Source organism: Pseudomonas sp. 1176_21 (assembly GCF_052850635.1).
The window spans coordinates 1-23,655 of record NZ_VXCV01000001.1 but is presented as its reverse complement, the minus strand read 5'-3'; the positions used below and the strand labels follow the sequence as shown (position 1 = coordinate 23,655).

45 protein-coding genes and 1 pseudogene are annotated in these 23,655 nt (G+C 59.9%); 23 read left to right on the top strand and 23 right to left on the bottom strand.

Annotation, left to right across the window (positions count from 1 at the left end):
* Position 1: 1 nt before the first annotated feature.
* From FW760_RS00230 to FW760_RS00220, 3 genes are read right to left on the bottom strand one after another with little or no spacing between them, the layout of a single operon-like run.
* Positions 2–625, bottom strand: a complete 624-nt coding sequence (locus FW760_RS00230) for a putative metallopeptidase (RefSeq protein WP_176516942.1) — start codon at positions 623–625, stop codon at positions 2–4.
* Entirely contained in the window at positions 600–1,052 is a 453-nt protein-coding gene (locus FW760_RS00225; RefSeq protein ID WP_236171584.1) for a proteasome subunit beta, read from the bottom strand. Before FW760_RS00225 ends, FW760_RS00230 begins: the two co-directional genes overlap by 26 nt.
* Before the next feature lie 9 nt (positions 1,053–1,061).
* Positions 1,062–1,292: an Acb2/Tad1 domain-containing protein gene (locus FW760_RS00220; RefSeq protein WP_236171582.1), complete on the bottom strand. Its 231-nt coding sequence runs from the start codon at positions 1,290–1,292 to the stop codon at positions 1,062–1,064.
* Between the two features lie 46 nt (positions 1,293–1,338).
* On the opposite strand from FW760_RS00220, the gene FW760_RS00215 reads away from it, so the two are divergent.
* Positions 1,339–1,542 carry a hypothetical protein gene (locus tag FW760_RS00215; protein WP_143516634.1) on the top strand — a complete coding sequence of 68 codons (204 nt, stop codon included), beginning with the start codon at positions 1,339–1,341 and terminating at the stop codon, positions 1,540–1,542.
* 105 nt (positions 1,543–1,647) lie between these two features.
* A complete protein-coding gene (locus tag FW760_RS00210; protein WP_123752616.1) occupies positions 1,648–2,070 on the top strand; it encodes a hypothetical protein in 423 nt (140 codons plus the stop codon).
* Here FW760_RS00210 and FW760_RS00205 read toward each other — a convergent pair.
* The 18 genes from FW760_RS00205 to FW760_RS00120 form a co-directional block, all read right to left on the bottom strand.
* Entirely contained in the window at positions 2,051–2,368 is a 318-nt protein-coding gene (locus FW760_RS00205; protein ID WP_054915222.1) for a hypothetical protein, read from the bottom strand. The genes FW760_RS00210 and FW760_RS00205 overlap by 20 nt on opposite strands.
* A complete protein-coding gene (locus FW760_RS00200) occupies positions 2,368–2,739 on the bottom strand; it encodes a hypothetical protein (RefSeq protein ID WP_054915223.1) in 372 nt (123 codons plus the stop codon). Before FW760_RS00200 ends, FW760_RS00205 begins: the two co-directional genes overlap by 1 nt.
* 216 nt (positions 2,740–2,955) lie before the next feature.
* Complete coding sequence (locus FW760_RS00195) at positions 2,956–3,180, bottom strand: hypothetical protein (RefSeq protein ID WP_054915224.1); 225 nt, start codon at positions 3,178–3,180, stop codon at positions 2,956–2,958.
* A gap of 708 nt (positions 3,181–3,888) precedes the next feature.
* Positions 3,889–4,479, bottom strand: a complete 591-nt coding sequence (locus FW760_RS00190; protein ID WP_054915226.1) for a hypothetical protein — start codon at positions 4,477–4,479, stop codon at positions 3,889–3,891.
* A complete protein-coding gene (locus FW760_RS00185; RefSeq protein ID WP_256213412.1) occupies positions 4,476–4,601 on the bottom strand; it encodes a hypothetical protein in 126 nt (41 codons plus the stop codon). Before FW760_RS00185 ends, FW760_RS00190 begins: the two co-directional genes overlap by 4 nt.
* Positions 4,598–4,957, bottom strand: a complete 360-nt coding sequence (locus FW760_RS00180) for a Lar family restriction alleviation protein (protein WP_054915227.1) — start codon at positions 4,955–4,957, stop codon at positions 4,598–4,600. The genes FW760_RS00185 and FW760_RS00180 overlap by 4 nt, the downstream gene beginning before the upstream one ends.
* Positions 4,954–5,535 (bottom strand): recombination protein NinG, encoded by a 582-nt coding sequence (locus FW760_RS00175; RefSeq protein WP_446443456.1) that lies wholly within the window; start codon positions 5,533–5,535, stop codon positions 4,954–4,956. The genes FW760_RS00180 and FW760_RS00175 overlap by 4 nt, the downstream gene beginning before the upstream one ends.
* Positions 5,532–6,119 carry a DUF1367 family protein gene (locus FW760_RS00170; protein WP_446443455.1) on the bottom strand — a complete coding sequence of 196 codons (588 nt, stop codon included), beginning with the start codon at positions 6,117–6,119 and terminating at the stop codon, positions 5,532–5,534. The genes FW760_RS00175 and FW760_RS00170 overlap by 4 nt, the downstream gene beginning before the upstream one ends.
* Entirely contained in the window at positions 6,112–6,279 is a 168-nt protein-coding gene (locus tag FW760_RS00165; RefSeq protein ID WP_446443454.1) for a hypothetical protein, read from the bottom strand. Before FW760_RS00165 ends, FW760_RS00170 begins: the two co-directional genes overlap by 8 nt.
* Positions 6,276–6,815: a hypothetical protein gene (locus FW760_RS00160; protein ID WP_446443453.1), complete on the bottom strand. Its 540-nt coding sequence runs from the start codon at positions 6,813–6,815 to the stop codon at positions 6,276–6,278. Before FW760_RS00160 ends, FW760_RS00165 begins: the two co-directional genes overlap by 4 nt.
* On the bottom strand, positions 6,812–7,045 hold the full coding sequence (locus FW760_RS00155; RefSeq protein ID WP_196932282.1) for a hypothetical protein: 234 nt from the start codon (positions 7,043–7,045) through the stop codon (positions 6,812–6,814). The genes FW760_RS00160 and FW760_RS00155 overlap by 4 nt, the downstream gene beginning before the upstream one ends.
* Entirely contained in the window at positions 7,045–7,305 is a 261-nt protein-coding gene (locus tag FW760_RS00150; RefSeq protein ID WP_392513888.1) for a hypothetical protein, read from the bottom strand. Before FW760_RS00150 ends, FW760_RS00155 begins: the two co-directional genes overlap by 1 nt.
* Positions 7,302–8,027 (bottom strand): replication protein P, encoded by a 726-nt coding sequence (locus FW760_RS00145; protein ID WP_446443452.1) that lies wholly within the window; start codon positions 8,025–8,027, stop codon positions 7,302–7,304. Before FW760_RS00145 ends, FW760_RS00150 begins: the two co-directional genes overlap by 4 nt.
* The gene (locus tag FW760_RS00140; protein WP_446443451.1) at positions 8,024–8,767 is read right to left on the bottom strand and encodes a hypothetical protein; all 744 of its coding nucleotides are present in this window, start codon (positions 8,765–8,767) and stop codon (positions 8,024–8,026) included. The genes FW760_RS00145 and FW760_RS00140 overlap by 4 nt, the downstream gene beginning before the upstream one ends.
* Positions 8,764–8,943, bottom strand: a complete 180-nt coding sequence (locus FW760_RS00135) for a hypothetical protein (RefSeq protein WP_446443450.1) — start codon at positions 8,941–8,943, stop codon at positions 8,764–8,766. The genes FW760_RS00140 and FW760_RS00135 overlap by 4 nt, the downstream gene beginning before the upstream one ends.
* The gene (locus FW760_RS00130; protein WP_446443449.1) at positions 8,940–9,797 is read right to left on the bottom strand and encodes a BRO-N domain-containing protein; all 858 of its coding nucleotides are present in this window, start codon (positions 9,795–9,797) and stop codon (positions 8,940–8,942) included. The genes FW760_RS00135 and FW760_RS00130 overlap by 4 nt, the downstream gene beginning before the upstream one ends.
* A 333-nt stretch (positions 9,798–10,130) precedes the next feature.
* Complete coding sequence (locus FW760_RS00125; protein WP_024718054.1) at positions 10,131–10,322, bottom strand: hypothetical protein; 192 nt, start codon at positions 10,320–10,322, stop codon at positions 10,131–10,133.
* A 27-nt stretch (positions 10,323–10,349) separates the two neighbouring features.
* Positions 10,350–10,598: a transcriptional regulator gene (locus FW760_RS00120; RefSeq protein ID WP_210015055.1), complete on the bottom strand. Its 249-nt coding sequence runs from the start codon at positions 10,596–10,598 to the stop codon at positions 10,350–10,352.
* A 96-nt stretch (positions 10,599–10,694) separates the two neighbouring features.
* On the opposite strand from FW760_RS00120, the gene FW760_RS00115 reads away from it, so the two are divergent.
* The 3 genes from FW760_RS00115 (at position 10,695) to FW760_RS00105 (ending at position 12,681) form a co-directional block, all read left to right on the top strand.
* Positions 10,695–11,537 carry a S24 family peptidase gene (locus FW760_RS00115; protein ID WP_446443448.1) on the top strand — a complete coding sequence of 281 codons (843 nt, stop codon included), beginning with the start codon at positions 10,695–10,697 and terminating at the stop codon, positions 11,535–11,537.
* Positions 11,538–11,728: 191 nt separating this feature from the next.
* Complete coding sequence (locus FW760_RS00110; RefSeq protein ID WP_156326219.1) at positions 11,729–12,232, top strand: hypothetical protein; 504 nt, start codon at positions 11,729–11,731, stop codon at positions 12,230–12,232.
* A gap of 8 nt (positions 12,233–12,240) precedes the next feature.
* Entirely contained in the window at positions 12,241–12,681 is a 441-nt protein-coding gene (locus tag FW760_RS00105) for a type II toxin-antitoxin system YafO family toxin (protein ID WP_446443447.1), read from the top strand.
* A gap of 34 nt (positions 12,682–12,715) precedes the next feature.
* Here the strand turns inward: FW760_RS00105 and FW760_RS00100 are convergent, their stop codons facing one another.
* Positions 12,716–13,042: a DUF1654 domain-containing protein gene (locus tag FW760_RS00100; RefSeq protein WP_054915239.1), complete on the bottom strand. Its 327-nt coding sequence runs from the start codon at positions 13,040–13,042 to the stop codon at positions 12,716–12,718.
* Positions 13,043–13,517: 475 nt separating this feature from the next.
* On the opposite strand from FW760_RS00100, the gene FW760_RS00095 reads away from it, so the two are divergent.
* The 16 genes and pseudogenes from FW760_RS00095 (at position 13,518) to FW760_RS00020 (ending at position 22,570) form a co-directional block, all read left to right on the top strand.
* The gene (locus tag FW760_RS00095; RefSeq protein WP_446443446.1) at positions 13,518–13,997 is read left to right on the top strand and encodes a DUF1566 domain-containing protein; all 480 of its coding nucleotides are present in this window, start codon (positions 13,518–13,520) and stop codon (positions 13,995–13,997) included.
* 214 nt (positions 13,998–14,211) lie between these two features.
* Positions 14,212–14,505: a hypothetical protein gene (locus FW760_RS00090; RefSeq protein ID WP_446443445.1), complete on the top strand. Its 294-nt coding sequence runs from the start codon at positions 14,212–14,214 to the stop codon at positions 14,503–14,505.
* Positions 14,506–14,525: 20 nt separating this feature from the next.
* Complete coding sequence (locus FW760_RS00085; RefSeq protein ID WP_210014844.1) at positions 14,526–14,780, top strand: hypothetical protein; 255 nt, start codon at positions 14,526–14,528, stop codon at positions 14,778–14,780.
* On the top strand, positions 14,777–15,223 hold the full coding sequence (locus FW760_RS00080) for a hypothetical protein (RefSeq protein WP_446443444.1): 447 nt from the start codon (positions 14,777–14,779) through the stop codon (positions 15,221–15,223). The genes FW760_RS00085 and FW760_RS00080 overlap by 4 nt, the downstream gene beginning before the upstream one ends.
* 145 nt (positions 15,224–15,368) lie before the next feature.
* Positions 15,369–16,124, top strand: coding sequence for a recombinase RecT (locus tag FW760_RS00075; protein ID WP_446443443.1), 756 nt, complete (start codon positions 15,369–15,371; stop codon positions 16,122–16,124).
* Positions 16,121–17,791, top strand: a complete 1,671-nt coding sequence (locus tag FW760_RS00070; protein WP_446443442.1) for a YqaJ viral recombinase family protein — start codon at positions 16,121–16,123, stop codon at positions 17,789–17,791. Before FW760_RS00075 ends, FW760_RS00070 begins: the two co-directional genes overlap by 4 nt.
* Positions 17,788–18,294: a hypothetical protein gene (locus FW760_RS00065; protein WP_446443441.1), complete on the top strand. Its 507-nt coding sequence runs from the start codon at positions 17,788–17,790 to the stop codon at positions 18,292–18,294. Before FW760_RS00070 ends, FW760_RS00065 begins: the two co-directional genes overlap by 4 nt.
* Before the next feature lie 81 nt (positions 18,295–18,375).
* Complete coding sequence (locus FW760_RS00060) at positions 18,376–18,939, top strand: hypothetical protein (protein WP_446443440.1); 564 nt, start codon at positions 18,376–18,378, stop codon at positions 18,937–18,939.
* Positions 18,940–19,000: 61 nt separating this feature from the next.
* The gene (locus FW760_RS00055; protein ID WP_446443439.1) at positions 19,001–19,600 is read left to right on the top strand and encodes a DUF1566 domain-containing protein; all 600 of its coding nucleotides are present in this window, start codon (positions 19,001–19,003) and stop codon (positions 19,598–19,600) included.
* On the top strand, positions 19,512–20,063 hold the full coding sequence (locus FW760_RS00050; protein ID WP_446443438.1) for an HNH endonuclease: 552 nt from the start codon (positions 19,512–19,514) through the stop codon (positions 20,061–20,063). Before FW760_RS00055 ends, FW760_RS00050 begins: the two co-directional genes overlap by 89 nt.
* Positions 20,056–20,187 (top strand): annotated as a pseudogene (locus tag FW760_RS00045) (reverse transcriptase); the annotation flags it as partial. The gene FW760_RS00050 and the pseudogene FW760_RS00045, both read left to right, overlap by 8 nt.
* A gap of 49 nt (positions 20,188–20,236) precedes the next feature.
* Entirely contained in the window at positions 20,237–20,611 is a 375-nt protein-coding gene (locus FW760_RS00040; RefSeq protein ID WP_446443437.1) for an HNH endonuclease, read from the top strand.
* Positions 20,611–20,865 (top strand): hypothetical protein, encoded by a 255-nt coding sequence (locus FW760_RS00035; RefSeq protein ID WP_446443436.1) that lies wholly within the window; start codon positions 20,611–20,613, stop codon positions 20,863–20,865. Before FW760_RS00040 ends, FW760_RS00035 begins: the two co-directional genes overlap by 1 nt.
* A gap of 106 nt (positions 20,866–20,971) precedes the next feature.
* Positions 20,972–21,307, top strand: a complete 336-nt coding sequence (locus tag FW760_RS00030; RefSeq protein WP_104572736.1) for a hypothetical protein — start codon at positions 20,972–20,974, stop codon at positions 21,305–21,307.
* Positions 21,308–21,350: 43 nt separating this feature from the next.
* Entirely contained in the window at positions 21,351–21,953 is a 603-nt protein-coding gene (locus FW760_RS00025; protein ID WP_446443435.1) for a hypothetical protein, read from the top strand.
* A gap of 62 nt (positions 21,954–22,015) precedes the next feature.
* Complete coding sequence (locus FW760_RS00020) at positions 22,016–22,570, top strand: hypothetical protein (RefSeq protein WP_446443434.1); 555 nt, start codon at positions 22,016–22,018, stop codon at positions 22,568–22,570.
* Between the two features lie 27 nt (positions 22,571–22,597).
* On the opposite strand, the gene FW760_RS00015 is transcribed toward FW760_RS00020, so the two are convergent.
* Positions 22,598–22,786, bottom strand: coding sequence for a hypothetical protein (locus tag FW760_RS00015; protein WP_446443433.1), 189 nt, complete (start codon positions 22,784–22,786; stop codon positions 22,598–22,600).
* A 163-nt stretch (positions 22,787–22,949) separates the two neighbouring features.
* On the opposite strand from FW760_RS00015, the gene FW760_RS00010 reads away from it, so the two are divergent.
* Both FW760_RS00010 and queD read left to right on the top strand, forming a co-directional pair.
* Positions 22,950–23,162 carry a helix-turn-helix transcriptional regulator gene (locus FW760_RS00010; protein ID WP_058540512.1) on the top strand — a complete coding sequence of 71 codons (213 nt, stop codon included), beginning with the start codon at positions 22,950–22,952 and terminating at the stop codon, positions 23,160–23,162.
* A gap of 63 nt (positions 23,163–23,225) precedes the next feature.
* Complete coding sequence (queD, locus tag FW760_RS00005; RefSeq protein WP_043861143.1) at positions 23,226–23,582, top strand: 6-carboxytetrahydropterin synthase QueD; 357 nt, start codon at positions 23,226–23,228, stop codon at positions 23,580–23,582.
* The last annotated feature ends 73 nt before the right edge of the window (positions 23,583–23,655 follow it).

The window sequence follows — 23,655 nt, the reverse complement described above, 5'->3', positions numbered from 1 at the left end:
ATCAGGCCGACTTTAGTAGGCAGGTTCCGCAGGCCCTCGAAATGTTGATCTTGGCCACCTCAGGCGGCCGGCTTGCAGCGTCGATCAGCTGCTGAACGTCTTCGCTGGCGCCGTAGCGGCGGACCACACCGACGAATTCCTCCACATCGTGTCCGCGGAGCGTCAGGCTTGGCAGTCCGTCCTGGGTGAACTTAGGAGCACCGTACTGATCGAGCTTCTGGGCAATGTGGTAAAGCTCGTGCTCGATGAGGGCGCAGAACTCGGTGTCGGAGCACTGTGAGCAGTAATCAGCAGCCAGGGTGATGACGAAGCCCGGCACCTCACCGAACCAATCGATCATCTGTTGCTCTTGTCGGGCCTTCTGCCATCCGCCAGCGCGGAACATCACCGCCTCGGCCTGGCCAACTACCGTCCGACCTTGTTTCTCGAAGCAGGCTGAAGCCCACAGGAAGCGAAGCGGCGCGTCGATCAGGTGGGCATGGTCAGGGTTGTGCAGCTCGCCACCCTCACTGAGAATCGCAGCCTGAACCCATTCGCCAACCTCGGGGGCCGGCTGAATCCGGGCACCGAGCATAGACAGCTCGGTCAGCTCAAGGAGATCAGCCGGTGGAACTGGCCTTTCCATGCTGTTCAACCCTCATAGTCCGAACCCTGCCGCCGGTGTAGATATCCCGCTTCATCGCGGCCCTGACCGCATCCTCTGCGCTTGCACCCATATCCATTGCAGCCAGGGCATAGGCTGAGCCACTGCCAATGGCGTCAGGGTTGGCTGGGTCGAGTTCCTGCTTCCAGATGCCCGTCTTGTCGTCGTAGCCGACCATGAGCAGCCTGCCGCCATCGACGGCATAGCCTGAACATTCGACCGGGACCGCCGAGGGGGTGCCGAAGTAGGCCGCAATCAGGGCCTTCTCGTCGCACACAGCACCAGCCAGAAAGAAGCTGACCCCATCCACCACCTGGCACTTCGAACAATCATCAGAAACGATTGCGCCACCCCGCACCTGGCGAGTGTCGCAGGCGATAACGCCGTCCTTGTCGGCAATAGTGGTCATGACGGGCTCTCAGGCGAACGGGTCAGCGGGGTTGGCGATCGAGCGCACGAACCACATGAAGCCCTGCTGCAGGTTGGTCTTGGCCAGGGCCAGTAGCCGTGGGTCGACACCCTCAATCTGCCCGACCTGCTTGAACAGCTCACCGGCGTCGGCCTCCAGAGCCTTGATCGAATTCATGCCGTCGATCTCGCTCTGGGTGAGGTCGCGGTAGCCGGTGATCTTCTTGTGCTGGTTATCCATGGATGATTCTCTATGCTGTTTGCAAGGCCTAATGGAGAAGGACGCTATGGAAGGAAAAAAGGATCTCGCCAAAAAGCATCTAGAGCTGATCGACCAACTCAAGCGGCTTTCTAGCATGCTGCACGATCACCCAGGCAGCACCGATCCACTGCTGGTCATGCGGCTTGATTATCGAATACACCAACTAGAACAAGCTGTCGTGCAGGAGAAAGGCTGGCGATCTCCATTTTCGACAGGGGTTAAAAGATAGGCGCCTGATCTGTCAGTCAGCATCGCGCCACGAAACGGCGCATTTCGATTTTGTGGCGCGGTGGACTTATCCTATCCGCGAATGAATTACCCCACAGGGATCGGGATGACCAAGCTAACCAAGATTCGTATTGCCCTCACGCTCGGTGCGATCGTAGGAATCGCTCCTGTGACACTGATCTTCATATGGGGACTAATCTATTTGGTCATAGCCATCGTCTATACGGATAAGATTGCCTTGCCAGTGACGATAATCGCCATCTCTGTACCGAGCCTATGGGGGTGCTGGAAATCCTATGCAGCCGCAATGGCGAGCAAGCCCAGGCACCCACGTGACTGGCGAGTTATCGCGTCAGTCATTGTCGCCACTTTCTGGGCCTTCCCATGCAGCGCGGCAATGAGCTGGGATCTCACGATCCTATTCACCTTCCTCATGCCGGGATTGACTGCAGCGATCATGCTCGCCGTGACCGAGTGCCGCGCTCGCAGGAATGGTCAGAACGGCGAGGTTACGGCGATACCCGATTGAGGGCCTCATCAGCCTTGTCGGCTGCCTTGGTCGCGGTAGTCGCCGCCTTGGTTGCCTTCTCGGCTGCCGTGCTGGTCTTCCGGGTCAGCTCATCCAGGCGATGGTCACGCTGCAGTGTGGCCTCGTCGTAGGCGGCACGGATCTCGGCGACCTGCTGGCGGTAGGAATCTGCCAGCGCCCACTGCCCGAGCTGGAAGCCGAAGAACACCCCGCCGGTGACCAGCAGCATCGCGATGAACCACACCTCGACCCTGCGCCACCAATGGCGAGCCATGAACTGGATTGCGCACTTGTCCATCAGGTTGTACCTCCCAGCTTGATGCGCAGGCGGGCGATCTCGTCGCTTTGCAGCGTCACCCGCTCTGTGAGGTTGGCGACCTGACTGGTCAGGGCTTCGATTTTCCCTTCCATGCGGCCGACTGTTGCGGCCAGGTCATTGCGCTCCTTGGCGAACTGGTCAGCGCGGGCCTCGGCAAGCTTGCGGGCCTCGCGCTCCGAGTCGAGCAGCTCATTCAGCCGGCGGACGGTGCCTATGTCGGCATTGTCCATGGCGCGGTCAGCGGCATCCTTTGAGAGGAACTTACGCAGCCAGAGGAAGCCACCCAGCAATACGGTGCCCGTGCCGCCCAGCCAGGTAGCTGTGCCTGGGCCGAGGTCGGTTGGGTCCATTCTTAACTCCGGAAACGAAAAAGCCCCGGCAAATGCCGAGGCTTCAATAAAAAAACCCGGCCTTTCGACCGGGCATCCCGAACCGCCTTGCCGACCCGTGTTGCCACGAGCATGTGCAGTTCGGATAGCCATACTGCCATGTAATCGCTGTATCCGCTACGTCAGCTGGAGACGCGGGTCACCGGTGAACCGCAAAAGCTCAACGCAGATAAAGCTTTACGCTTGCGGGGCGGGAACTTCATCAACGCTGATGCAGTGCTCAATTTCGGTGATCTTCACAAGGGCCTGCTCTGCGAGCGGATAAGCGCCAAACACCCGACCTTGGTAGAACACAACCCATACGAACTCTACCGGTTCAGAGCCACCGAAAGTGCGAACCAGATCTTGGAACCTCTCAGCCAAGTCATCGAAATGCATCTGCGCCATGCCACGCAACACCATGCTGAACGCTCCTTCACTCAAAGCTGCATTCTGCGCTCAGTGAAATGTGTGGGCAACTCGGGGCTTGATTTCAAGGGTGCAGAGGGCCGGTGCTTACCCGGCTTGATGGGCTGGATCGCTGGGTCACGTACCCCAGCCTCTCATCGCGTAACCGATCAGGGAGCGCACGGCTTTGATCAATGCCACTACCGACTTAGCCCAGCTGCCTGGGCGTGTCATCTGCATAAAACGGGACGGCCGACACAGCCAAGATCCTCGGCATTGCCTAGACTGCAGCCCAGACCGACATGATAGGAATCGTGATGAGATTTAGAATTGACTATTTCCTGAGGGGAAAGGAGCGATGGTGGTGCTGCGAGGCATCAACTGACACCCTATCGCTCGATGATGCTTTGCTCGCACTCATCACGCTCCACATGTCCTATGAGGACCAGGTATTGCGCGTCGATCTGCCTCGCACCTCAGCTCTGGATCACATTCAGCTGGCGAAGGAGCTCGGTATCTCAGACGTGAGAGTGAGCCCCTCAATAACAAAAAACCCCGATTTGTAGGTCGGGGTTCGTCTGTGTCGTGCTGCTTGCAAGCCGCATAAACGAAAAGCCCAGCACGACGGCGGGGCTATGTTGAATCTTAAGAGTAATTTGCCAAAGGCAAAACTCTAACAGTGGCGATACGGTATCACCAGCCGCACGGGAACGCAATAGGCCCTCAAGCGGCACTCTTCATTTCGTAAATTACGGCCGCAACTGGTCCGAGCGCCATCCGATCCACATCCTCACAGCAGTCGAACGCCAGCCGCACGAACCCACCCCAGTCGCGCTCCCAGTTGGCTGATTCCAGTCTTACCCCGTAGTGAGCATCCAGCCAGGCCCTGAAACCTTCCGGCGACGCCAGGGGGTCATCGTTGGCCGACTGGCCGCCCTGGTGCATGTAGCGGTACCGGGTCATGACTCCCTTCACCACGTACTCGAGCTTTTCGCGCTTGGCGGCGGTCATGCGCGGCGACTTGCTCTGCACCAGGCTGAAGATCACTTCCTCTGCTGTCTCTCGGGTGTCGTCATCCAGGCGCGGGTTGTACATGAAGTTGCCAAAGGAGCGGACCTGGCTGTGCAGCTTGCCGATCGCCGACTGCACTCGCCCGGCAAGCGCCTGGTGCACCGCGTGGCTCGCACTGCGCTGCTTGTCGGTGGTCTGCACCATTGCTCCCAGCAGGCCCAGTTGCTCGATGAATGCACCCTGGCTATCCCAAGCCGTGTAGAGGCAGTCGTGCCATGCCTGGCGTGCGCTGTTCAGTTTCATCGGGCACCCTCCTCGCGCTTGCGCTTCATTGCGATCAACTGGCCGCGCCCAAGGCACCAGGTCGAAGCGATTGCCATGGCCAGCAGGAAGATGCAGGCCGTATCGGTGATGGTCCAGTTCATGCTGTCTCCTCAGGCTCGTCATTGCGCGGGAAAAGGTTCAGCCGCTCGTTATCGCCTGCGTCATACAGGCTCCGAGCCTTGGCGTGGCGATCATTCCAGCGCTCGGCAGCAATGCGCATAACATCAAGTACGGTAAGGTCGAAAATGTGCTCGAAGGTGCTCAGGGAGCACGAATCGATGTTTGGCCCCTGCGCACCGCAGTCATGGCACCAAACGTGCGCCGAGTAGTCCTCGTCGAAATGCTCTGTCTGCGGCCTGTCGATCGCCACGGGCGAGTTAGTGACGAAGTCAAAAGCCGAAATGCAGGGGGGGCCTTCGCAGAATGGGCAAGGTGCCAACTTGATTTGTTCGGTCATGCCGCTGCCCTCCTCAGGTCTTTGAGCTTCTGCCTGTACAGGGCCTTGATGGCCTTCAAGTCTTCGATGGTGTAGCGCTTGGCCTCATGAGGCCCTTCGATCCAATCGACCCGTTCTTGGCCAATGCGGCGGATCAGCTCCAGGCGGTATTCCACGATGTTTCCCGACAGCTGCGTGTTGCAGGGCGAGCACTGCTTGTGCACGTTGAGCGGATCGAAGCGAAGCTCAGGACAGGCAGCGGTCGTGCGATAGTGGCCAGCGTCATATTTGCCTTGGTGATGCCGCCCGCAGCTGATGCACGGCTGATCGGCGTCACGCAGGCGAACCCAGGCGTTGAACGCCTGCTGCGCCTCGCGCATGTAGTCGCCGCGGCTCTTGAGCTTCTCCTTGCGCACCTTGACCTCGCGGCGCTCGCGCTGGTCGATGGCCTTGCGGGCCTTCTGCTGGTTGGCCGGGGCATGGGCAAGTGCGCACTTCGGACTGCACACCACCTGCGTGCTGTTGAAGCTCGGCCGGAACTTCCCCCCGCAGGCCTTGCAGGTCTTCTGCTTCACTTCCTTGAGGGCTACGCGCGTCATGCAAAGCTCCCGATCTGGTCAGCAGCAGCCAGGGCGGCCTGCTCTGTTTCGAAGTGAGCCGACAGCACCAGGCGCCAGCAGGCGTTGAACACGTCGCGGTACAGCGGCTCGAAGGCCGTGTCATCCATTGCCGCCCAACTGATCGACTTGGCTTCCTTGCGGACCCCTTCGGGTGTGCGCACCAGGTGGAAATGGCCGGCCTCGATGGTCACCCACTCGCGGAACGCTTCACGGCTCTTGTCGACTGCAGGGAAGCGCTGGGCGCGATCGGCTTCGAGCTGGGCGATGTAGGAATCTACAGCGACTGAGAGCTGCCCTGGCTTGCCGCTGCACTCCTCGAAGTACTTGGCCAGCCCGCGGATGCCGCGAAGCTCCTGCCGAGGCACCAGGCCACCCACAGGCTCCCAGTAGTCCCAAGCCAGATCAAGCATGGCGAAGAACTTGCCGTGGAACTTGGCGTTGCGCATGCGGGTGAATTTGCCGTGGACGACCTGGCCCAGCTTCCACTTCTGGGTGACTTCACGGTCGGCCTCGGTAGCCGGGACAAGGCCTTGGGCGGTGCGGACAAGGGCTAGCTCAGCCATGACCCACCCCCTTCGCCACTGGGTTGGTCAGCCAATGCAGAGCCAGTGGCCCGCACGTGATAACCACCAGCATCAGCATTGGGCGCATGCCGCCGCCAACAAGAACGCCTATCACCGCATAGAGCGAGCAGACAAAAAATGCGATCTGTGCGCGAGTCATGGCTGCTCCCCCTTGCCCATGGCGGCGTCTACAGCGGAGTCGTATTCGGCTGCCGACTGAACATCGAGGATCGCCCTGCCCAAATCGATGTGAGGAATATCGTCACGGATCGCGCGATATCGCTCGGCATCCTTGCGCAGTGCCTCGTTCTCGGCCTTGAGCTGGTCTCGGTCGGCTGCTAGCGCTTCAAAGTCCTCCAGAGGGCCAAGAACGCCATCCCCTCCACAAGTCCCGCACACGTCCATGTCCGGCTCTGGCGGCTGGTGGTGACCTTGGTACGAGTCGCGACCGGAGTAGATCTCGCCCCGTCCTGCGCAGTCACGGCACACGCATAGCCGAGCCTTAATGCGATCAATCTCCGCGAGCAGGGCCAGGACAGCAGCCGGCGTGGAGACGCCCGCAAATGTCGTCACCGCGTCGATTTCTGCCTGATTCGGCCCAGCCTCACTGCAGATTGTGATTTCAACATTCGCGGCGCCGGTCACTGCGTTGGCGGCCTCGGCCAGCGCCTTCAGCTTTGCTTTGTCGATGGTCATGGCGCCACCTTCAGGCCCTGGGCCTCGATGGCATTAGCGCATTCATCGCGCATGGCCTGGGCGGCATCTTCGCTGAATCCGTAACCCTCCGCGCCTGGCAGCTCCACCACCACGGCCTCGCGGGAGGACTTCCAGCCAGCCTCAAATGCTCGGAGATAAGCGCCACGCATGCGCTTCGGCTTGCGGCGCATGAATTCTTCGAACTGCTCGCGCATCTTGTTGGTGTCCATCAGTGCTTCTCCTTGGCCAGGTACTCGTGGCACAGCTTGCCGGTGGTCTTGTGCTCAAGATTCCCCTGGCGGTTGGTGAAGAACTCACCCTTGGGCAGGTATTCACGCGTGAACACGCCATGCCACTTGCCGATGCTTGGGTCGCAGGCCGCGCACAGCTTGCGGCCTTGGCATGGGTTCCCCGCGTCATTGCGGAACCAGTAGCCACTGGTAGCGGTGTTGTCGCGGCAACCGCACTCTTCACACTGGAATAGGCTCACACCCCCTCCCCGGCCGGCTGCCCGGCGCGCTTGATGTTCAACTTGGCCAGCAGGTGTGCCCGGCATGCGGCAGCACCACTGGGAATTTGCTGGACTTCGAGCAACCGGGCCTGGCGTTGGCGTGCGTACTCATCTGCCAGCTCGATCAGGCTCTTCTGGCTGTCGTGGCCGATGCCGGTGGCGATCTTGCCGTCCAGGGGCTGGCCTTCCTTCGCCCGGCGCAGCACGATGTCGTAGGCCCGGTCGAAGCGCGCCAGCAGGCCCTTGTCGTTCTGCTGTGCGGCGCGCAGGTCGAACAGGCCGGTGGCCACGGCGGCGATCTTCACGCCCTCGTGGCTGTAGACGCCCAGCAGGGCCTCGACCCAGGCAGCGGCCGGCGCCGGCATACCGAAGTCCTCAGGAGTCGGCTGGCACATGGCGATGAACTCGCCCACGCTCGGCGCGAAAGGCTTCTTGAGCTTTCGGCACTTCTCGATTCCGAACTCGATCTGCTCGATGGTGCGGATGCCTTGGGCGGCGAACTCCTTGATCCACTCTTCCTTGGCGGCCGCCAGAGCCTCTGTGGAGGGCCAGGCTTGGCGCCAAGCAGGGAAGATGCCCCGTAGACGCCTGAACAGGCCGTTGACCACCTCAGCGGTCTCCAGGGAGACCACAACGGGGCCGCCATGCAGCTCTGGTGGCCGGTTGTTCATTGACGTCATCAGTTGGTTGGCTGATCTCATGTGCGCACCATCAGCCCTTCGGCCCAGGTCGAGTCGTTGAAGTCGGGTTCGTTGGAGCGGGTACCGCGTTGCTGTGCACCCGGCAGCACCTTCTCCGGGAACAGGCCGGTCCAGCCGTTGCTGATCGACTGGTTGATCACGGCGTCAGGCGCGTGGTGGCCGGCCAGAGTCTTTGCCTGCTTGGCGCAGGTGGTGGCCGTCAGCGGCTTGCGGATCTCTTTGCGGTGCTGGCACCAGTCGGCCCAGGTATCAGGACTGACGTTGGCCGGGCAAACCTGAATCGGATCGAAACCCGCGACCTTCGCGGGCGAAGGTTTTTCAGTCCTTACTCGCTTTTTCAGTCCTTGCTCACCATCAATACTTACTAGTGTCGGATTTGCCGGATACGGCTGAGCCGGAAGCGGTTCAACCGGATACGGCAAAGCCGGAAGCGGTGTTTCCGACACGACGTAGTGGGTTTCACCCAACAAACCGGACTCCCCACGATCCTGGCGGCGTTCAACGTAGCCAGCGGCGATCAGCTCTTGCAGAAGGCCGTACACACCGTCACGCCCGGTAGGTTTCGACGACTTGGCAGTCTCGTTGCGCAGGTGGGTTACAGACACAGCCCAGTGGTCCGGCTTGCCCAACAGGAAGACCAGCAGGCCACGGGCAGCCCAGCTCAGGCGACCGTCCTCGCTGATCGACTTGTTGAGCATGTAGAAATTGGCCTCAGGGCGAGGCGCGCGGATGATGCTCATGACGACATACCCCACTGAAGGGCCAGGCCGATCACGATGAACCACCCTGTCAGCGCGAGCGTGCGGAAGATTCGCGCATCGTCCTCAGCCTTGTGAGCGCGAATCAAGTTGGTCATAGTCTGGGAACGCTGATCGTCAAAAAGCTGCTGGATGCGATCGCGGTCTTCTGGGTTCATGCTGCACCTCGCACGGCCTTGTCGTGGGTGTGCAAGCCGTCCCAGTTCTTCTTCATGGGCAGATCGCCGGCAAGGTACAGGTCGTACAGACGCACGGCGCCCTTGCGCAGCAGGATCGGCGTGAAGCTGATGAAGGGCTCCCTGCCGTGCGGGGTGATCTCCTGCTGATGCTCGGTCATGTACTTGTCGCGGGCGTACGAGCCGACGCGCCAGCGGGTTCCGGACTTGCTCTCGTTGTAGAGCCAGCTGCGGCCTTCCAGGTAGTGCCCGATCTGCATGACGTTGACCCCATTGAGGCCCTTGCAGAACTGGGTGGCGGTCATGCCTTCCTTGAACAGGTTTTCGAGGTGCTCAATCTTGGTGGCCTGGGCCTTCACTTCGACGGTCAGCAGAACGCGGGCCTTCTCCGACTCCAGCGCCATCTGGAGGATTTCCAGCTTGCTGAGGTCGGAGGGCTGGGCGGGGGCGGTATAGCCACCCGTTTTGCGAATGCTGGGCAGCACTTCGCTCACCACCCACTCCTCAAAGCGTTCGGCTTGAGGCATCTTCGAGCGCATTACCAGCCGGTATACGTCACGCTCGGGGATGATGTTTGCCGAAGGGCCAAGGGTGAACGAATCGTTCACCCCCACCGGGCGCGGGCTTTTGCAGTGGTCGCGCACGGCTTTTTGTGGATTGGAATAGCCGAGACCTTCAGCAACATCGCGGGCAGAGAACCAGGGCTCACCATCAACGAGCACGACACGAACGTCGAACCCCTCGAAATTGAACAGGTTTACTGTGCGCGCCACGAAATCGTGGTTCGCATTTCGTGGCGCGAGGGCCACGGTATTGCTTTGGATGGTCTGGTGCATATATGATGACCTCGCACAAGCGTTACGAATGCAGTACAAGAAGCCGGTCTAGCCACCGGCTTTTTTGCGTCTGCGGTTTGGGTGTTGGTGTTTTCAACGGCAGTTCCTCATGAGTCCCTCAGGGGCTTATCAGCCCTTTCGAAACGACCGAACATTGCTTCGGCCGGGCTCTGTTCTCGTCATCCGGTCGAGAGCCTCGTTGATGATTCGTGCCGCCAGTTGCTCAGGGGTTAAGCCCTTCTGCCTGGCAAGAAACTCCAGATCTGAATTGCCCTTCCCGTCGAGCTGGATTCCCAGCTCTTTGCTTTCTGGCACAGGGCCTCCTCGGCCACTTCAGGCCGCGTCAGTGTTCGCGTTAAGCTCTTGCATCATCTGGTCGAGACCGCGCTCCAGAATTTCCCTGGCGAGAACTGCCTTCTGCGTGCGCTTGAAGCGAGCCATCGCCGACAGCAGATCGTCGGCAGCCTCATCCAAGCGAACCTTGGTGGGCTTGTTGTGCAGGTGGTCGGGGTCGAAGTACGACACGGTGGGTTCCTTTGTGGTTGAAAGTGGTTAAGCGGCGGAAAGCGCGTGGGTCGGGTTGCTGTCGATCTGGCCCCATGGGAACGAAGGGCACAGATCGGCACGATTCACGACGCCATTCGTAAGCGCCTCAATCTGTAATGCGCGCTTGGCTGGGACCGTGCGCTCTCCTGAACACCATTGATTGACGGTGGGTGCCGCAACATTCAGCCGGCGCGCCAATTCCGCCTGGCTGCCCAGCACGCGGGATGCTTCTTTGGCTGCTTCTGCTGATTTCATGAGTTCTCTCCTGGAGATTTACCGATGAATATAAGGCATTACCTTATTTCGCACAAGCCATTGCCTAACCGCGCTGGCGATAGGCCTAATTAGGCAATGCTTACCGGACCAGAACTAGGTGCAGCCATTGATGCTGCGCGGATCGCCAAGGGCGTATCCAAGAAACAGCTCGCAGACGACTTCCAGGTGAAGCCTCCGTCGGTGCAGGGCTGGGTGAAAAACGGCCGGATCGACAAGTCCAAGCTGATGGACGTGATCGCTTACTTTTCTGACGTGGTTGGCCCTGAACACTGGGGGCTTCGCCCTGGCTTCTCCTACGAGAGCATCCAGGACGTCACTTCTGAGCCTGCTGCAGAGCCGGCGCCAACCTCAGCTGCCGATATGGTTCGCGCCATGCTCGCCAAACAAGGCAAGAACTTGTCGGATTCGGCGCGCGCGCAGTTGATCGCAGCCGCCGAAGCGACCGATGAGGGAAATGTGATTACAGCGGATTTCTCCCGGCCTGGACTGGTCGGCGACGAGGTTCGGATAGCCCACTACGATATTCGCGCAGCAATGGGTGGCGGCCAGATCCCGCACGATTACCCCGAGATGCTCAAGGACATTCGCGTTAGCCCGAGTCACCTGCGGGAAATCGGCGTTGAGTTCGAAGAGCACCACCACCTGAAAGTGGTCACCGGCTGGGGGCAGTCGATGGAGCCCACCATCAAGCATCGCGACCCGCTGATCGTGAATATCAACGTCCGCGACTTCGTGGGCGATGGGGTGTACCTCTTCGTCTGGGATGACCTGCTCTACATCAAGCGGCTGCAGGTGGCTGATGAGGAGCACTTCGAGATGATTTCTGACAACCCGCGGCACAAGGATCGGCTGATCCGCCGGGACATGACCTACATCCAGGCCCGGGTGCTGCTGGTCTGGAACGCTCATCTGGTTTGATCCGCTACATTCGAACCAAATGACCTGAACCTACGCCTACCCTGTCCGTCTTTACTATAGTGATCCTGCGCGCCACGTTTATCGGTTTTACGATTTCGTGGCGCGAGGTGGATTGACTATTTCTCTACGGAGCCGATAATCACGGTCCGATTTGGCGAATTTCGCCATCGAGTTTTCAAATGGAGGCTTTCATGTCAATCAAAGCGGCAGCACCGGCCCTTATAGTCGCCGCTCTCGCCTTGGTAGGTGACTACTCGACCATCTCGCATCAAGAAGACTCACGCGCAGTGCGTGAATCCTGTGCCAACCCAGTCAGCTTATCCAACCTGCGCGGAGCTATCTCCGAGCTAACACAAGGCTGGGCTGAGCTTGATTCGGTCTACTCTCAAAGCGTAGCTGCAGTCATGAAGTCGAGCTCGCTGGACGATACCAAGTATCTCAAAAATATCGAGCTCCTTCAGGCTGTTAGGCAGCTTGAAGAAAATCTTCGTTTGGCTGATGTGCCTCCTCCACTGCAACCCGATCACATCGCATTGCGCAGGGCGATCGCGAAGGTTCGCACTAGGATGACTACGATTGACAGCATCTATCAACAGTTCTTCGTCAAGCCTGAAGAATTCCAGAGCGATCTGAGCCGTACCGGTCTGCGCGACCTGGCTGAGCACACGACACGTAGACTCGGCCAGCTGGCCTAAGGCACTCGATGACGGTAGAGGTATCTTTCCATCCAGGGACGTTTGGTGAGTTTTTCTCTCCCATAGACGAGAAACACCCAAGGCTTTCAGATCTGCTGCTGAGCGAATTCCGTACGTATATGGAATCAAATCGCCTGGTCATACCGTCGATTTTTGGTCGCGACGTGCCCTACACGCAACCACCTTTGGCACTCCAGTCATGCCTAATGCACATCCATATCAGGATCCCGCCCAACTCCTTTCCGAAAGGCGTGCCTCAGCATGACAGGGTCTGCAAATTTGGCCGGCCTGGCGATGACGCAGCGCTGGTTTACGTTCCGGGTGAGCTTTATGAGAATCGTTATCTGATCCTTGCGATGTTCTGGCCTGACGCGCATACCAAGGCTAGGGATAGATCTGCCATGCGCTATCTTGCTCGATTAGCTAAAGATTGGCGCGAGAACAATTAGAACCAGCCCGCCTCGGCGGGCTTTTTCATGCTCGTCAAAAAGGTGCCTCCTCCTCTACCCTCTCCTCCTCCCAACCCTTCTCCACGACCAAGTCGTCTCGATCCTCGGCGCTCTGTTCCTCCCAGCGGACCGTCACGCTCTCGTCGTCGTTGAACGTCAGGTCCAGCTCCGGCGTCTCGGCCAGCAGCCCCATCACCTCCTCCCACTCCATGTCTCCGTCCGTATCCAAGCGATGGATCGTCACCCAGCGCTGCGATTGCGCGATCGGGTGATTGATCATCGACGAGACCCGCAGGCCCAGCCGCTCGAGGGCTGTCATTTCTTGGCGCGCTTGTGGAGTCGACTTCTTCTGCTTGGCCATACCTTCCTCCGCTAACTGTACATTCATCCAGTATTAGGCAGAGCTTACCCGAGCTATCGAACGATGCAAGCCCGGAAGGCGGATTAGGCACTCTCGAAAAAGTTAGGCATTACCTATTTACAATTATTAGGCATTGGCTTATCGTTCATTCCATCGAGGCGCTCCAAAGCCCCTCGGGAGGCCCTCAACCGGGCCCGCTCTTTAGCGACACACCTTGCCGGATCGACACCGGCCCAGATTCAAAGGCAGCGATGGACTGGCCTCAACAGTCCAGAGGGGTGGCAACTGCCCCGGGCGTGCAGCGTAAAGCGCCGAGAACAGTTATCCAGCGGGACGAAATGCCGAAAGGCCCGCGGCTGGAGGAACAACGAGATTTGAGCCAGCGACCGACGCCAGTAGCGGGTCGCGGCAGATTTCCTCGATGCCCTTCTTGCGAGGGGCATCCGGGAAATCAACCCGACACAGGAACAACTCAATGAACGCACAGCAGCAGCTCACCCCGCCTGCTATCGGCCAGATCTGGCCAGGCCAGGGCGGCATCTACGCCGGGATCATGCCGGCGCGCAACAGCCAAGAGGCCTACCACCTGATCCTTGGCGAAGAGCTGGGCCGCTTCGAGTGGGGTCCGTACGGCGAAGAGTCGTCGGCTACTAGCCTGATCGATGGCCTGGCTAACACCAAGAACCTGATCGGCGAAGGTGATGACTATCCGGCTGCCAAGGCTGCCGCCGCGCACATCGCCGACGGACACAGCGACTTCTACCTGCCGGCCGCTGCCGAGCTGTACGAAGCGTGGTTGAACCTGGGCGACCAAGACTGGCACTGGGTGTGGTCGAGTTCGCAGCGCTCCGCCTACTTCGCATTCGACATGTACTTCGGTGATGGCTATCAGGACTACGGCGTCAAGAACGACGAGCTCCGTGTCCGCCCCGTCCGCAGATTGCCCATTCAGTAATTCATTCATTCGATGAGCGCAGCTCATCACGCTTTTGCAGGCGATTCCGGAACTCAGGACGAGTTAGACCAGAAGCAGCCCGGGCGGCGCCGGGCGCCTGCACCACTCCCCTAAATTTCGACCGCATTGGCAGGCGCCAGGCCACCTTTCACGGTGGGTTTGGTCGCCCGCGCCTGGCCCCTGGCCAATGCGGTTGGCTACCGAGGTTTTCGCGATGAGCGCACCACCACTCATGGTCACCTGCCCCGACTGCGGCGGCGACGGCAAGGAGACTTGCCACAACCCAGATCACGGCCTGATAGGCGCGCTAGGTTTTCACGACATCGGACGCATCGGCTGCCCATGCTGCGGCCATGACGAGCGCCACAAGGTCAAGAATGGCGGCGTGTGCGACACGTGCGCTGGCGAAAAGCAGGTTACCGAAGAGGTCGCCCGACAGTTCTGCCAGGACCTCGACTACGACTTCGAGCATGTGATGGGAATGCTGTCTTCCCCACCCACCGAGTAACCAACCACCTGGAGGCGACCATGCACCCAAGCATTCAAACCCGGCGCGACATTCTTTCCGTGCTCAAGGAGCGCTCTGTGATTGCCACTGCCGAGTTCTACGAGAAGGTTGGCCGGGTGATGCCGGTGATCCTGTTCCGACTCCAGGTAAAGCCTGCGGGCCGGGACTTCTTCCACGTAGTGGACAGTTCCAGCGGCAGGGTCGTTGGATTCCGCCGTGATCACAACGAGGCCTGTGCATTGGCGCGCCGGCTGGAGACGGAGACAAGGTCATGAGCAACTTCCTCGAAACGCCGGAAGGCCCGAACTGGCTGCACGACTCGATCAACAAGCTGATCTGCGGCGAGAGCGTCACGGCGCCTCGCCCATTTGGCAAAGAGGTCTCGCTGGTAACTCCCCAGTCGCTGTACGAGGCCCTCGCGGAGCACTTGGGCGCACAGGAGCACATCGCGCCGCTGCTGACCGACAATCGGGAGTACCCGATCGAGCGGATGATCTGCGAGGTCATCGCCGACGGGCGTGGCATCCACCGCAAGGTACACGACCTTGCCTGCGAGGCGGTCGGCCCCTCCAAAGCGGGCCACCCTACTGCCCTGCATGACGTGGCTGAAGCCCTGATTCGGCCGTGGGCCAATGAGTATGGCCGGGCCCTAGCCGAAGAGGTCGCTGCTGACCAGGCTATCGATCGGTACGAGCAGGCCAAGGCTGACGCAGCATGACAAGCCTGCAGTACGCCCGACGCCTCGCCATCTGGCGATCCTCCTTCCTGATCCTGACCGCCTGCACAGCGGTAATGCTGGCGGTCCCGCTCACCCAATAGTCTTTTCATCAGCGCCCACCGCAGGGATGGCGCGGGAGATTCGCATGTCCGATTTGACCGTAAAGCAAAGCTTCAGCCTCACCCCTTCATCGCTTACTGAAGCGATGGAATTCGCCAACATCCTGGCCCAATCGACCATCGTGCCGAAAGAGTTCCTGGGCAATCCAGGCAACATCCTGGTGGCTATTCAGTGGGGGTTGGAGCTGGGCCTTCAGCCATTGCAGGCCATGCAGAACATCGCAGTCATCAACGGCCGCCCGGCACTCTGGGGTGACGCAGTGATCGCCCTGGTGCGCGGCTCGCCACTTTGCGAGTACGTGTATGAGGAAGACGACGGCCACACCGCGACTTGCCGGGTAAAGCGCCGCGGCGAGAACGAGCAGGTGCGCATCTACAGCATGGAGGACGCCAAGACAGCCGGCCTGGTTGGTAAGGCCGGGCCATGGACTCAGCACCCAAAGCGGATGCGCCAGATGCGCGCCCGGGCTTTTGCTCTGCGCGACGTATTCCCTGACGTGTTGCGCGGCATGCCAGTCGCCGAAGAACTGCAAGACATGCCGAAAGATCGCGAACAAGTAGCGAATCTTTCGAGCGTTCCGAAGATTGACGCACCCGAAGCTCTGCCTGGATATCCAGACGAGAAGCTGACCGAGAACCTACCGAAATGGCGAGCTGCGATCGAGGCTGGCAAGTCTTCGGCTGAGCACCTGATCGCCACCATCGGCAGTAAGTATGCACTCACTCAACAACAGATTGACGCCATCAACCAGCTGAAGCCTATCGAAGGGGAAGCCGCATGAAGATCCATAACGTCACCCAGGGCTCAGCCGAATGGCACGCCCTCCGCGCTCAACACTTCACCGCCTCAGAGGCGCCGGCCATGATGGGCGCCTCGAAGTACCAGACTCGCACTGATCTGCTGAAGCTGAAGAAGACCGGCATCACTCCTGAAGTGACGTCGTCACAGCAGCGCATCTTCGACAAAGGCCACGAGACCGAGGCAATGGCACGGCCAATCGTCGAGCGCATGATTGGAGAGGATCTGTTCCCGGTGGTTGGCACTGAAGGCAACTTGCTCGCCTCCATGGACGGCATGACCATGCTTGGCGAGACTCTGTTCGAGCATAAGCTTTGGAACGAGTCCTTGGTTGCCCAGGTACGCGCCGGTGAATTGGAGCCGCATTACTACTGGCAGCTCGAACAGCAACTGCTGGTCAGCGGTGCCGAGAAAACGATCTTCGTTTGCTCCGACGGCACTGAAGCCAACTTCGTTTCGCTGGAGTACTTCCCGGTCGCTGGCCGGGCCGCGCAACTGGCCGAGGGCTGGAAGCAGTTTGAAGCTGACCTCGCCTCTTTCGAGCCGGTCGCGGCTGTGGCCGAGGTCGTTGGCAACACCCCTGAAACGCTACCAGCGCTGCGCATCGAAGTTACCGGCATGGTTACTGCCAGCAACTTGGAACAGTTCAAAGCTCACTCGCTGGCCGTCATTGAAGGCATCAACACTGATCTGCAGACCGACCAGCACTTTGCTGACGCCGAGAAAACGGTCAAGTGGTGCGGCGACGTAGAAAGTCGCCTTGAAGCTGCCAAGCAGCACGCTCTGAGCCAAACCGAAAGCATCGACGTCTTGTTCAAGACCATCGAAGACATCAGCGCTCAGGTGCGACTGAAGCGCCTGGAGCTGGATAAGCTGGTCAAGGCGCGCAAGGTCGCCATTCGCGATGAGATCGTGATCACCGCTGCCAAAGCGCTGCAGGTTCACATCGACAAGATCAATGAGTCGTTTGGAGGCAAGGTTCGCTTGCCGGCTGTACCAGCTGATTTTGCAGGCGCCATCAAGGGCAAGAAGACCATCAGCAGTCTGCGCGATGCTGCCGACTCTGAACTGGCCCGGGCCAAGATCGAAGCCAGCCAGATCGGCGATGGTATCCGCACCAACCTGGAGAGCCTGCGCACTTTGGCGAAGGACCATGCTTTCCTGTTCAACGATGCCCAGCAATTGGTGCTCAAGGATAACGAAGACCTGGTCGCGCTGATCAAGGTACGCATCAGCGAGCACCAGCAGGCCGAGGATCAGAAGGCCGAAGCTCAGCGCGAGAAAATCCGCAAGGAAGAGCGCGAGCGCCTGGAGCAAGAACAGCGCGCCGAGACAGCACGCCTTGAGGCAGAAGCCAAAGCAACTGAGGCGCCTGCTGCCGCGCCGGCAACAGGGCAAGCCTCTAATCCAGTTGCCTCGGTACCGACCCAACCCAAGCCAGCAGCGAAGCCGGCAGCACCAACTGCTTCAAAACCACTCGCCTATCAGGCCGAGGTCAAAGACTTCGAAGCCTTGGTGAAGGCCGTAGCCAACGGCCAGGTGCCAATCGATGTGCTTACCGTCAACTGGCAGGCACTCGACGCGATCGTCGCTGCCAAGGGTTCAAACTTCAACATGGCGGGGGTAACCCTGACTCAGGTGGCAGCATGACCGACAACCAAATCATCGCCGGCGCCCAGCGCCAGGCAGAACTGGAGGCAGCTAAGCATGCCTTCTTCGCATCTGGCGGCCGGGTGGTCGAGCTCCAGGGGTTCAACTACAAGCCCCGCCCGCCCAAGGCAGCTGGCTCCGATCAGATCTTTTCCATCAAGTCGGAGGCCCAGAAGAAGCGCGCGGCAGAAGCCAGGCGAATCGCGGAAATCCGCGAAATGTCGAAAACCATGACGCAGGCCGAAGTGATGGAGGCCACCGGGTTATCCAGGAAGCAGCTGTTCAAGCTCTCTGAAAAGTACGGCATCGGCTTTCAGTCGGCCAAGGCCCGCGAGCACGAAGAATGCCGCCGGCGCCGGGAAGCGCTTTCAGGGTTCGTGCGGTACTGCGCCGAAGACCAGGGCATGAACAGAACTGATACCGCCGAGGCACTGGGTGTCAGCAGGGCGCTGATCTCGACCATCCAGAAAGAGTTCGATATCAAATTCCAGGCGGCCCAATGAGGCGCATCAACAACCGAGTGCAGCAGCGCCGCCGGCAGTTGCACGTTCACTTGCCGCCCAGCGGTTTAAAGGGGGTGCCGTATGGCGATGACGCCGAAAGAGCGCGACCTGAGGCGCCGAGAGAAACAGGAGCGCCTGGGCGAGCAGGACTTGAGAATCAAGGCCACTGCCGCACACGCCGCACAGCTCGCTGACCTGATGCTGTGGGGCGAAATGGTCGAGAGCAGCGAAGCGCTCACCCTCCTGATCTACCATGCGCACAAGCTGGGCCGGGAGAAATTCACCTTCTTCGCCGCTGGGGCGCAACTCGAGATTGAGAGCGACCAGCACATCAAGGCAGAGCGCACCGAGATCAGGCTGATGGCCAGGCGCGGCACCGTCCATCAGGTCGACGAAATGGGCGGGTGGATCAACGCCACCGACCGAAGCTTCGTAGTCCGCCTGCTGATTGAGCGTGCCCATGCTCTGGGGCCGATTCAGGCCCTCACATTGCTGTCGCTGCCTCCGCGCCACGATTTCGTCATCAGCAATTCCGTGGCGCGAACTCTCTATGAGTGGCGAGTGCAGCGTGAGCTTCGTGCATCAGACATCCGCCTGGGCGATGACCCCGATGACACCGGCCTGTTGTTGCTCGGCAACGGCTGAACCAAAACTTCAATTACCCATATGCCGCCCAGGTAGGGCTGCTCATTCCTGAGAGATGCTCATGAAATCTGAAATGGTAAAGCTTGAACACAACGGTCTGCACTTCAAGGTGGCCCGCCCGAAGCTCGCCGAACTTGCCCTGGTTAGCGCTCTGGCCGGCCTGTCGTCCGCCAACGCCCCGAGCAACATCGCTGTGCCGCCAGTCGGCCAGCCTTGGCCGGGCCAGGGCGGCATCAACGGAGGCTTCGTGCCGGCCATCGGTGACGTGCCAGCGCACTACCTGATCTTCGCCGACAGCGATGTTGGCGAGCACGAGTGGGGCGGCCGCAATACTGAGTCGAAAGCTACCAGTCGGCACGACGGCAAGGCCAATACTGACATCCTGATAGCAGAGGGCGGCCATCCTGCTGCTGAAGCAGCCCGGGCATACCGCGCTGACGACCATGCCGACTTCGACCTTCCGGCCGCATCCCAGCTCTACCAGGCCTGGGTACACGGGCTGATCACCGAGGGGGCGTACTGGAGCAGTTCGCAGCGCTCCGCCTACAACGCATTCAGCATGTACTTCGGTGATGGCTGTCAGGGCTACAACGGCAAGCTCAGCGAGCTCCGTGTCCGCCCCGTCCGCAGCGTGCCGATCGACTCGCTCATCGAGGCGTGACGCTATGGCCACCATAGAATCAATGCTGAATCGATCCGAGCGGGTGGGCGAATGCCTTATTTGGCGAGGTGGCGTTAACGCCGGTGGTTATGGGTATGTTTGGCACGAAGGCAAGAATCGCGGCGCGCATCGTGTCAGCTATGAGCTGAACATTGGCGAAATACCAGATGGCATGGAGATCCTTCACTCTTGCGACACGCCTGGATGCATTGAGCCATCTCATCTTTCGCCCGGAACCCATCGCAAGAACATTCAGGAAATGGTGGCACGAAGCAGGCGAGATACAGCGTCCGGCTCGAAGCATGGGATGTCGAAGCTAAGCGAGGTGCAGGTAGCGGAGATTCGATCCCGATACAGGCCGCGCTGCCGCGTGAACAGCTCTTGCGCACTGGCAAGGGAATTCGGCGTCACGCAGGCGACCATCTGGAGCGCCTTGAAAGGATCCACATGGAAAAGCGCCTGATGTCTTCGGCCTGCTCAGCCAGGCCAGCCACAGCCAGAAAGACCGCGCAGCGCTGGCGAACCTGATCCTGCGCCGGGGCCATTCGGTCAACGGCGACCTGACAAAAACCTACCTCAAGCGATAACCCCTCTCCCCTCTATTCACTGCCGCGATATGGCGGCCAAGGAGCACCCGTGCGCCTGAAGAAAGCTGAGCGTGAGCAGGTCCGCCTGAAGTACGACGGACTGTGCGCCTACTGCGGCAATGCCCTGGGCGACCGCTGGCACGCCGACCACTTCGAGCCTGTCGTCCGCAACTGGGGCGAAGCCGCGAAGACAGTCCCAGTCCTGCGGCCAGGCAATCACAACCTGGCCAACATGATGCCGGCCTGCGTCCCGTGCAACCTGAGCAAAAACCGCATGCAGCTAGAGGACTGGCGCCGCTGGCTCGCCGGCCACGTCAACAGCCTCAACCAGTACCACCCCATCTACCGCCTGGCCAAGGCCTACGGCTTGATCGCCGAGACTGGTGCCGAGGTCGTCTTTCACTTCGAAAAGGTGAGCGAGTAATGAGCGACTTCGAGATTGCTGTAACGGAGATGCCCGCAAACAAACTGCCGGAGTACATCAGTGCGCTGGACCAGGCCACGCGCGACTGGACTGATCGCGCTGCTCGTGGCGAATGCCCATGGGTTTGCGCGGACTGTTGTTACACCTTCAACGAAGGCATGCCAGATCAATGCTGCCACGGGTTGCAGGAGTGCACCGACATTATCAAGCGCGACAAGCTGCGCGCCATGCGTGAAGGAAACGAACCATCATGACCCGCCTCGCCCTCTGCCTCCTGCTGCTGGCCACCGGCGCCATCTGCAGAGCCGTCATAACCAAAATCACCGACTGGACAGTCCAGGTGCCGAAGGATCTGATGTCATGACCGAACAAAGTCCCAAGGAATTCTACTCTGTCGATCAAGCCTCTCAGCATGCTGCTGAATGGTGCAAGCGCAATCCCGCATGGCGCAGGATCTGTGATATCCCTGATATCTCCGTGTTCGAAAAAACCTACGATGAGATCCCAAAGCGCGAGCGCGCCTACTGGGAAAAGAACGGCGGCGAAGAATGCTGGCGTGAATTCGGCGCCGGGGGAACCAAGGTGCCTACCGGGTTCATCTCTGGAAAGGGCGAGTTCTTCGACCACGTCCTCAAAGTTCCGCTTCATCACAACATGATGATGGTTTACCGCGTGGGCAAGAGGTGGAAGCCATGATCGCCCTCGCCTATATGGCCTACCTGATCTGGAGGGCTCCGAGATGAACAAATTGGTCTGTGGCTGGGGAGTGAACGACGCCGATTACCAGATCCAGATAAGCATTCCGAATCCAACTGGAGGAGCGCTGAAGGGGACGACCAGGATCGACTGCCCTTACTACCGGGCATGGGGCCGCATGGTCGAGAGATGCCACGGCGGAAGGTTTCCAGCCTATGCCGGAACCACGATCTGTGAAGAGTGGAGGCACTTCATGACCTTCAGATCATGGATGGAGCAGCAACCCTGGAGAGGGAACGAGCTCGACAAAGACATTCTCGGCGACGGCACGCTCTACTCCCCTGACACATGCTGCTTCGTGCCGAGGAACGTGAATATGTTCTGGAACAAGACGAGCCGAAGCGGCCACGGCCTGGTTGGCGCAAGCTACCGAAAATCAACCGGCAGATACGTAGCCCAATGCAAGATCGGTGATCGGAACATGGCGCTTGGGTATTTCGATACCGAAGCTGAAGCCCATGGCGCCTGGGTCGCAGCCAAAGAGAAAGCCATGGCGATCCTGCTTGGCAGCGTCAGTCTGGAGCCAAGGGTGGTAGCAGGCATGTACAACAAGCTGAAGCAGTTCCAGGGCCGGCTAGCGGCCTAACCCATCTCCCCCTACATACAACTCAAGCCCGCCGACATGCGCGGGCATGGAGAGCTATTGCCATGATCATCGACGACATGATGACGGACAAAATCACGCTCCACGGCCTGGGCTTCGTTCAGGTTCAGCTACAGGGCGGCCAGCGCCTGCACGTGTGGCACCCAGAGCTGCCCCGCCGGGCCTGCTTCGAGCACTCGGCAATTCACGACCACCGCTTCAACTTCGCGTCGCGGATCTTAGTCGGGAAGCAGATCAATCACTGCTACGACATGCGCAGGCTGGATGATGAAGGCGAATTCGTTCTCTACCTGCATGAGGGTGCGCGTCAAGCCGGCGGCGGAAGACCATGGACACCAGACGGTAAGGCCAACATGGTGCACCACTCGACCTGCACTATTGCCGCCGGCGATGTGTACACCACCAGGGCCTATGAGTATCACCGGACAGAACCAGGCGGTGACGGCCGTGTGGCCACCGTCATGCAGAAGCGCGGCGAGTACCCGGCCGGCGCTCATTCCACCTGCCGCTACGGCGTGCAGCCGGACACAGACTTTGATCGCTACCAATGGCCCGCCGCCCGCCTATGGGAAGTCGTGCGCGACGTGCTTCTGGCCTGACCACCAACCTGCCGCCCCGGCCCGACCTTACTCTCGCGCAAGCCTCCGGAACCGCACCAGGTCAGCTACGACCGCCACAGCGAGCGCGATCATCACGCAATCGAACCCGCGCTGCAGCGCAATGCTGTGCGCGTCTGTGAGCACCCAGGCCATCAGCAGCAGATCCATCACGGCCAGCAGCACAAACGCCCGGGTTATCGCATTCAACGCTCTCATGGGAAGCCGTTCCTTCGTGCTCGGTTTTCCCTATGAAAGCACGCCTGCGGGGTCAGGAAAGCCCTGCCCAGCAGCTCAAGGCCATTCCCACAACGCACCCAGAAAGCGGTGCGATTACGCAATTTTTTGACACGTGCCGCCACCGGCGGCGTGGAGACCACATATGCGCCACGCAGAAAACATTGATCGCTTCCTGCGCCTCGATGAGGTGCTGCACGTGACCGGCATCGGCCGGAACACCGTGTATCGCAGAATCCGGGAAGGCACCTTCCCAAAACAGGTTAGAATAGGACCCAACTCGGTCGCCTGGCGGCAGTCGGACATCTCTCAATGGATGACCTCTTTTGAGCCCAGCGACGACCAATCAGTACATTGAGCAGTACATCGAATCAGACAATTCCGCTCAAGCCCTTACCCCACCAGCATTACAGGTTCACCAGTGGAAATTTTCAAAGAGTTCACCTTCGAATCGGCCCACCGCTTGCCGAATGTGCCCGCCGGGCACAAATGCGGGCGCCTGCACGGCCACTCCTTCAAGGTTGCCTTGCACCTGACCGGCCAGCTGGATCCGCATACCGGCTGGATTCGCGACTTCTCGGAGATCAAGGCGATTTTCAAGCCGCTGTACGAGCAGCTAGACCACAACTACCTCAATGACATCCCTGGCCTGGAGAACCCGACCAGCGAAGTGATTGCCAAATGGATCTGGGACCAGGTCAAGCCGTTGCTGCCAGAACTGAGCAAGGTGCGTATCCATGAGACCTGCACCAGTGGCTGCGAGTATTACGGCGACTGAGCTGACAGTGACATGTCTGAAAACCACCTCCCAAGGTGGTTTTTTTATGCCCGCCTTGCAGGAAACTTTCAGC